The sequence below is a fragment of the Aeromonas sp. QDB31 genome, assembly GCF_027707605.1.
GTDB lineage: Bacteria > Pseudomonadota > Gammaproteobacteria > Enterobacterales > Aeromonadaceae > Aeromonas > Aeromonas media.
The window spans coordinates 1-5,095 of sequence record NZ_JAPCIX010000045.1 but is presented as its reverse complement, the minus strand read 5'-3'; the positions used below and the strand labels follow the sequence as shown (position 1 = coordinate 5,095).

Sequence of the window (5,095 nt, the reverse complement as noted above, 5' to 3'; positions counted from 1 at the left end):
AGGACGGGGATCGCGACCCCGCCAGCGCCTAACCACAGACCGCCTAAACAGGAGGCAAATCAATGGCTACCCACAATCCTATCGACATACTGGCGGCTTTCACAGCCCCACCCCCTCCAATTGATTATGTGTTGCCCAACATGGTGGCCGGCACCGTGGGGGCGCTGGTATCCCCCGGTGGGGCTGGCAAGTCCATGCTGGCCCTGCAACTGGCGATGCAGATCGCTGGCGGCCCCGATCTGCTGGGCGTGGGCGAGCTGCCGACAGGCCGAGTGATCTACCTGCCCGCAGAAGACCCACCAGTTGCCATCCATCACCGCCTGCACGCACTCGGGGCGCACCTCTCCGCAGCCGAACGGCAGGCCGTGGCAACCGACTTGTGGATCAAACCGCTGATCGGAAACGGCCCCAACATCATGACCCCGGAGTGGTTCGACGGCATGATGAAAGCCGCCGAGGGCAGACGCCTGATGGTGCTGGACACGCTCAGGCGCTTCCACATCGAGGAGGAGAACGCCTCCGGGCCTATGGCCCAAGTCATCGGCCGCATGGAGGCCATCGCCGCCGAGACAGGGTGCTCGATCATCTTCCTGCACCATGCCAACAAAAGCGCGGCCATGATGGGCGCAGGCGACCAGCAGCAGGCCAGCCGGGGATCGTCCGTGCTCGTGGATAACATCCGCTGGCAGTCCTACCTGTCCGGCATGACGGCCGCCGAGGCCGAGGAATGGGGCGTAGACGACTCACAGCGGCCCTATTTCGTGCGCTACGGCGTGAGCAAGGCCAACTATGGGGCACCGTTCAAAGACCGCTGGTTCAGGCGGCATGACGGCGGGGTGCTCAAGCCCGCTGTGCTGGAAAAGCAACGCAAGAGCAAGGGGGTGTCTGATGGCTACGCTGGTTGAGCACAGGGGCGGGGACGTTGATCATGCCCGCCACGACCCCGCTTTAGCGCTGGTGTCGCTGTTCCGGCCCGTGTGCCGTGGCCGCCGTCCGGGCGGCCTGACAATCGAGCATGAGCATAACGGGTTGCGCCTCAAGTTTAATATCTGGCAGGCGCTCGATAGTCGCGATCAGTCTGTTTTGCTCGGTGCTATTGGGCTGGCCGGTATGCTGGCCGCGGTGGGCGAAACTAACGGTTTAGGGGCCGAGGTTGAACACCCGCGAGGCCAACAGCTATGGCTTGATCTCAAGCCAGAAGAAAGCGCCGTGATGGATAAAGCCATAGTGGTCAAAACAACTCGGTACGCGCTTCTACAAGCTGCGGGGATGGATGATCAGGGCAAAAGTTACGATAGGCTTGAAGATTGTCTTGAACGCCTCAGCATGGTGGGCTGTCGTGCCCGAAAGGATGGCTATGACTGGTCAATGCGCCTGCTGTCCTATGCCGAAACCCCAGAGGGCCAAATTCATATTGCCCTTAACCCTCGCTTTGCCGAAGCGCTGTCCGGGCATCATGTGCATGTATCACTGATTGAGCGCCGCGAGCTGCACAGCGACACCGCTCAGCTTACCCATGCCTGGCTGTCAGCATGGTTGCGGCAAGGGAACAGTAACAGCATCCGGCTCGACCGACTGGCTGAGAAGGTTTGGGGGCCGCCCAGCAAGGCCGCAGCCACCAACCGGAAGCGCCGTGAGCGCATCGGTAAGGCGCTGAATGAGATCAGCAAGCTGCACGGCTGGAATGTGAAAATCGAAGGGCGTGGGGCTGCTGCGAAAGTCACGATTAAGCGCCCGCTACTGATCGAACAAAGCTAGTCCCAGCCAAACGGTCACGGCCTACCGTTTTAACGGTCACGTTCTACCGTTTTAACGGTCACGCTCTACCGTTTTAACGGTCACGTTTTCACTTCTGAAAAATCGCTGTAAGCCGCGCCACCACTGGCCTACAGCGATTCGCCAAAAATCCGTACTAAGATATTACTAAGAATATCTAGGGCCGAAGGCCCCTAGATGGGCCTTCAACCCTGCCCAAAATGCCCGGCCAGAGGCCGGAGGCCCTTTATCGCTGCGCTAAGCTACACACCCCCCCACTGCTGCGCAGTAGGGGGAAAGGCGGGCTTCGCCCGCTGGTGCCTGTCTGAGACGCCACAGGAGGCCCGTAGAGCTGTTTTGCCGCGACAGCGGCCTTTCCCCTACTGCGCAGCAGTGGGGGCGGTGTGTAGCCCCGCAGGGGCCTCTTCCTGCACCACCTGCTCTGGCTTAGCCTTTGCCAGTGGTGGCAGACCAAACAGGGCTCGGTCTGGATCACGGTCAAGCTGCTTGTCCAGCTCAGCCCGTAGCCAGACCTCATTGAACTGCCCCAGCTTTCCCGCCTCTATCATGCCCGTGAGCATTGCCCCAACTATGATCTTGCGCCGAGTATCATCCCGCCGTTCCTGCTGCTGTTCCCTTGCCCTCACTCGCTGGATCTCGGCATTGATCCGCGCCCTCTGTTCTTCGAGCTTGGCGAGTTTATCCTCTAACTTTCCCATGTTGACAGCCCTGTTGTTATGTGCCCGTTGTAGAGTATCATCAGGTTACTGATGCCGCAAACCCGACTCATGGAACATGAGGAGGGCGCACTTACCGGTTTCTCTGCGAGAAACTGCCTCCGGCCCCCCTTCGGGGCGGTGCGCTCTCCGAGGGCCACTAGCGTGGAGCTTACACATGGCGATATTTCATCTCGCGGCCAAGACTGGCAGCCGTGGCGGCGGCCAGTCGGCTAAGGCCAAGGCCGACTACATTCAGCGCGAGGGCAAGTATGCCCGCGACAAAGACGAGGTGCTGCACACCCAGTCTGGCAACATGCCATCATGGGCGGCAGGAGCCGCAGAGGTCGGCAACTACTGGGATGCCGCCGACCTGTACGAACGGGCCAATGGCCGCCTATTCAAAGAGGTTGAATTTGCCCTGCCAATCGAGCTGACGCTCGATCAGCAGCGGGTGCTCGTGGACGACTTCGCCAAGTACCTGACCGAGGTCGAGCGCCTGCCGTATACGCTGGCGATTCATAAGGGGGGGGGTGAGAACCCGCATTGCCACCTGATGATGTCCGAGCGCAAAAACGATGGCGTCGAGCGCAAGAAAGATCAGTGGTTCAGCAGGTACAACCCGAAAAATCCGGGGCAGGGGGGGGCGCAGAAAACCGAGAGTTTGAAGCCCAAGGCGTGGCTTGAGAAGACCCGAGCAGCATGGGCAGACCATGCCAACCGGGCGCTGGAGATGGCAGGCCACGAAGCCCGCATCGACCACCGGACGCTAGAGGCGCAGGGGATCGAGCGCCTGCCGACCATCCACCTTGGCCCCAACGTGGTGGAGATGGAGGGGCGGGGCATCCGCACCGGGCGGGCGGATACGGCCCTGTCCATCGAGACGGCCAACACCGAGATCATCGACCTACAGGCATACAGAGAGAGCATTGACCATGAGCGCGATAGACAAAGTGAGGCAGGCCAGAGGGATCGACGAGCTGGCGGGGCAGATCGAGCCGCTGGCGCAGAGCTTGGCGACTCTCGCAGACAAGGCCGTGACGGCGATAGACAAGACTCAAGAGGCCAGCATAAAGCAGGCTGGAGAGTGGGAGATCCAGCAGGGCAAAGCCGCGACGGCGTGGGAAGGCACAGCCGAGGCACTGGACAAGGCAGCCGAGGCACTGGACAAGGCAGCCGAGAAGGCCGATCGCGCAGCGAGTCAGTTGGGATGGCGGATTTTCGTACTCACCTCGATGGGTTTTCTGCTGTTTACGCTAGTGCTGCTGATCGGATTGTGGCTCTGGCTGGCCCCGGAACTCAGGACGACAAAGGAGGGGGCAGTGTGGCTACTACTCAGGCTCAAGTGAAGGGGGATCGCACCTCTCAGGCCATCGCCCGCCAGCTCAAGGCTATGGGCTGCGACCTGTACGATATTGGCATCAGGGACTCCGCCACAGGCAAGATGATGAATCGGGAATGGACGCTGCAAGAGGTGGTCGAGAACGCCGCATGGCTCAAGCGGATGAACGCTCAGGGCAACGATATCTATATCCGGCCAGCCGAATCAGCCAGGCACGGGCTTGTCCTGGTAGACGACTTGAGCAGCTTTGACCTGGACGCGATGAAGGAGGAAGGGCGGGAGCCTGCCGCCGTTATCGAGACCAGCCCGAAGAACTATCAGGCGTGGGTGAAGGTAGCGGCAAACGCGCCAGCAGAGCACAGGGGCGCGATTGCCCGCAGGCTGGCCCGAGAGTATGACGCCGACCCCGCAAGCGCTGACAGCCACCACTATGGCCGTCTGGCGGGCTTTACCAACCAGAAGCCCAAGCACACAACCAAGACGGGGTATCAGCCGTGGGTGCTGTGCCGAGCGTCCAGCGGCCAAGCCGCCACCACAGGCCCCCAGATGGTGCAGGAGGCCGGGCAGGAGCTTGAGAGAAAGGAGCGCCAGCAGGAGCAGGCCCGCAGGCTGGAGGGCATAGAGACAGCCCAGCCACGCCGTTATCACAGGACTGCCTTGGACGAGTACCGCAGCGAAATGGCGGGGCTGGTGAAGCGGTTCGGGGACGACCTGAGCAAGTGCGATTACATCGCCGCCATGAAGTTGGCCATGAAGGGCATAGATCCCGACGAGATCGCCAAGGCCATGGCCGAGGCCAGCCCCGGCCTCATGGATCGCAAGGCAGGCCATGAGGCCGACTACATCGAGCGCACCATCAAAAAAGTGATGGCGCTGCCGGAGGTGCAGAAGATCCGCGCCGAGCTTGAGCAGACGCAAAAAACCAAGCGGGAATACCCCACGCTGAAAATGTGACTTTTAGTTAGAGCTAACCCATGTTATGGTGTTGGCTCTAACCATGTATTTTGCATTAGCTCTAATGAGGTCTGGTATGAAGGACAAGCGGGATAAATTGACTGGCAACCTGTTGGCCAGCGATAACGCGATCAGGCAGGCTAGGTTTGCCGAGACCCAGCGTGAACTGGGGCGCAAGGCGCGTAAGATATGGGCCACAGACGATGAGGCCGAGGCCTTGAGGCTTTATCTGGACAAGATCAGAGCGGCGCAGGACGGGGATCGCGACCCCGCCAGCGCCTAACCACAGACCGCCTAAACAGGAGGCAAATCAATGGCTACCCACAAT

General features: G+C 60.8%; 6 protein-coding genes and 1 pseudogene. 6 read left to right on the top strand and 1 reads right to left on the bottom strand.

Annotation, left to right across the window (positions count from 1 at the left end; all coding sequences use genetic code 11):
• The first annotated feature begins 62 nt into the window (after positions 1–62).
• Together PG898_RS21005 and repC are read left to right on the top strand one after the other, a co-directional pair.
• Positions 63–905: a helicase RepA family protein gene (locus PG898_RS21005; RefSeq protein WP_161623022.1), complete on the top strand. Its 843-nt coding sequence runs from the start codon at positions 63–65 to the stop codon at positions 903–905.
• On the top strand, positions 889–1,758 hold the full coding sequence (repC, locus tag PG898_RS21000) for a replication protein C, IncQ-type (RefSeq protein ID WP_161623023.1): 870 nt from the start codon (positions 889–891) through the stop codon (positions 1,756–1,758). Before PG898_RS21005 ends, repC begins: the two co-directional genes overlap by 17 nt.
• A gap of 377 nt (positions 1,759–2,135) precedes the next feature.
• On the opposite strand, the gene PG898_RS20995 is transcribed toward repC, so the two are convergent.
• The gene (locus tag PG898_RS20995) at positions 2,136–2,474 is read right to left on the bottom strand and encodes a mobilization protein (protein ID WP_223917427.1); all 339 of its coding nucleotides are present in this window, start codon (positions 2,472–2,474) and stop codon (positions 2,136–2,138) included.
• A gap of 76 nt (positions 2,475–2,550) precedes the next feature.
• Between PG898_RS20995 and PG898_RS21405 the strand changes: the two are divergent.
• From PG898_RS21405 to urfF, 4 genes and pseudogenes are all read left to right on the top strand, one after another.
• Positions 2,551–3,300 (top strand): annotated as a pseudogene (locus PG898_RS21405) (MobA/MobL family protein); the annotation flags it as partial.
• A 106-nt stretch (positions 3,301–3,406) separates the two neighbouring features.
• Entirely contained in the window at positions 3,407–3,820 is a 414-nt protein-coding gene (locus tag PG898_RS21400) for an IncQ-type mobilization protein MobB (RefSeq protein ID WP_238788229.1), read from the top strand.
• Positions 3,748–4,767, top strand: coding sequence for a DNA-primase RepB domain-containing protein (locus PG898_RS21395; protein WP_420885096.1), 1,020 nt, complete (start codon positions 3,748–3,750; stop codon positions 4,765–4,767). Before PG898_RS21400 ends, PG898_RS21395 begins: the two co-directional genes overlap by 73 nt.
• A 76-nt stretch (positions 4,768–4,843) precedes the next feature.
• On the top strand, positions 4,844–5,050 hold the full coding sequence (gene urfF, locus PG898_RS20985; RefSeq protein ID WP_161623021.1) for a plasmid repression protein F: 207 nt from the start codon (positions 4,844–4,846) through the stop codon (positions 5,048–5,050).
• The last annotated feature ends 45 nt before the right edge of the window (positions 5,051–5,095 follow it).

What these genes read in the sequence shown, in the direction of transcription:
- PG898_RS21005 (WP_161623022.1), top strand. Translation starts at nt 63, where the DNA reads ATGGCTACCCACAATCCTATCGACATACTGGCGGCTTTCACAGCCCCA.
- PG898_RS20995 (WP_223917427.1), bottom strand. Translation starts at nt 2,474, where the DNA reads ATGGGAAAGTTAGAGGATAAACTCGCCAAGCTCGAAGAACAGAGGGCG.
- urfF (WP_161623021.1), top strand. Translation starts at nt 4,844, where the DNA reads ATGAAGGACAAGCGGGATAAATTGACTGGCAACCTGTTGGCCAGCGAT.
- repC (WP_161623023.1), top strand. Translation starts at nt 889, where the DNA reads ATGGCTACGCTGGTTGAGCACAGGGGCGGGGACGTTGATCATGCCCGC.
- PG898_RS21400 (WP_238788229.1), top strand. Translation starts at nt 3,407, where the DNA reads ATGAGCGCGATAGACAAAGTGAGGCAGGCCAGAGGGATCGACGAGCTG.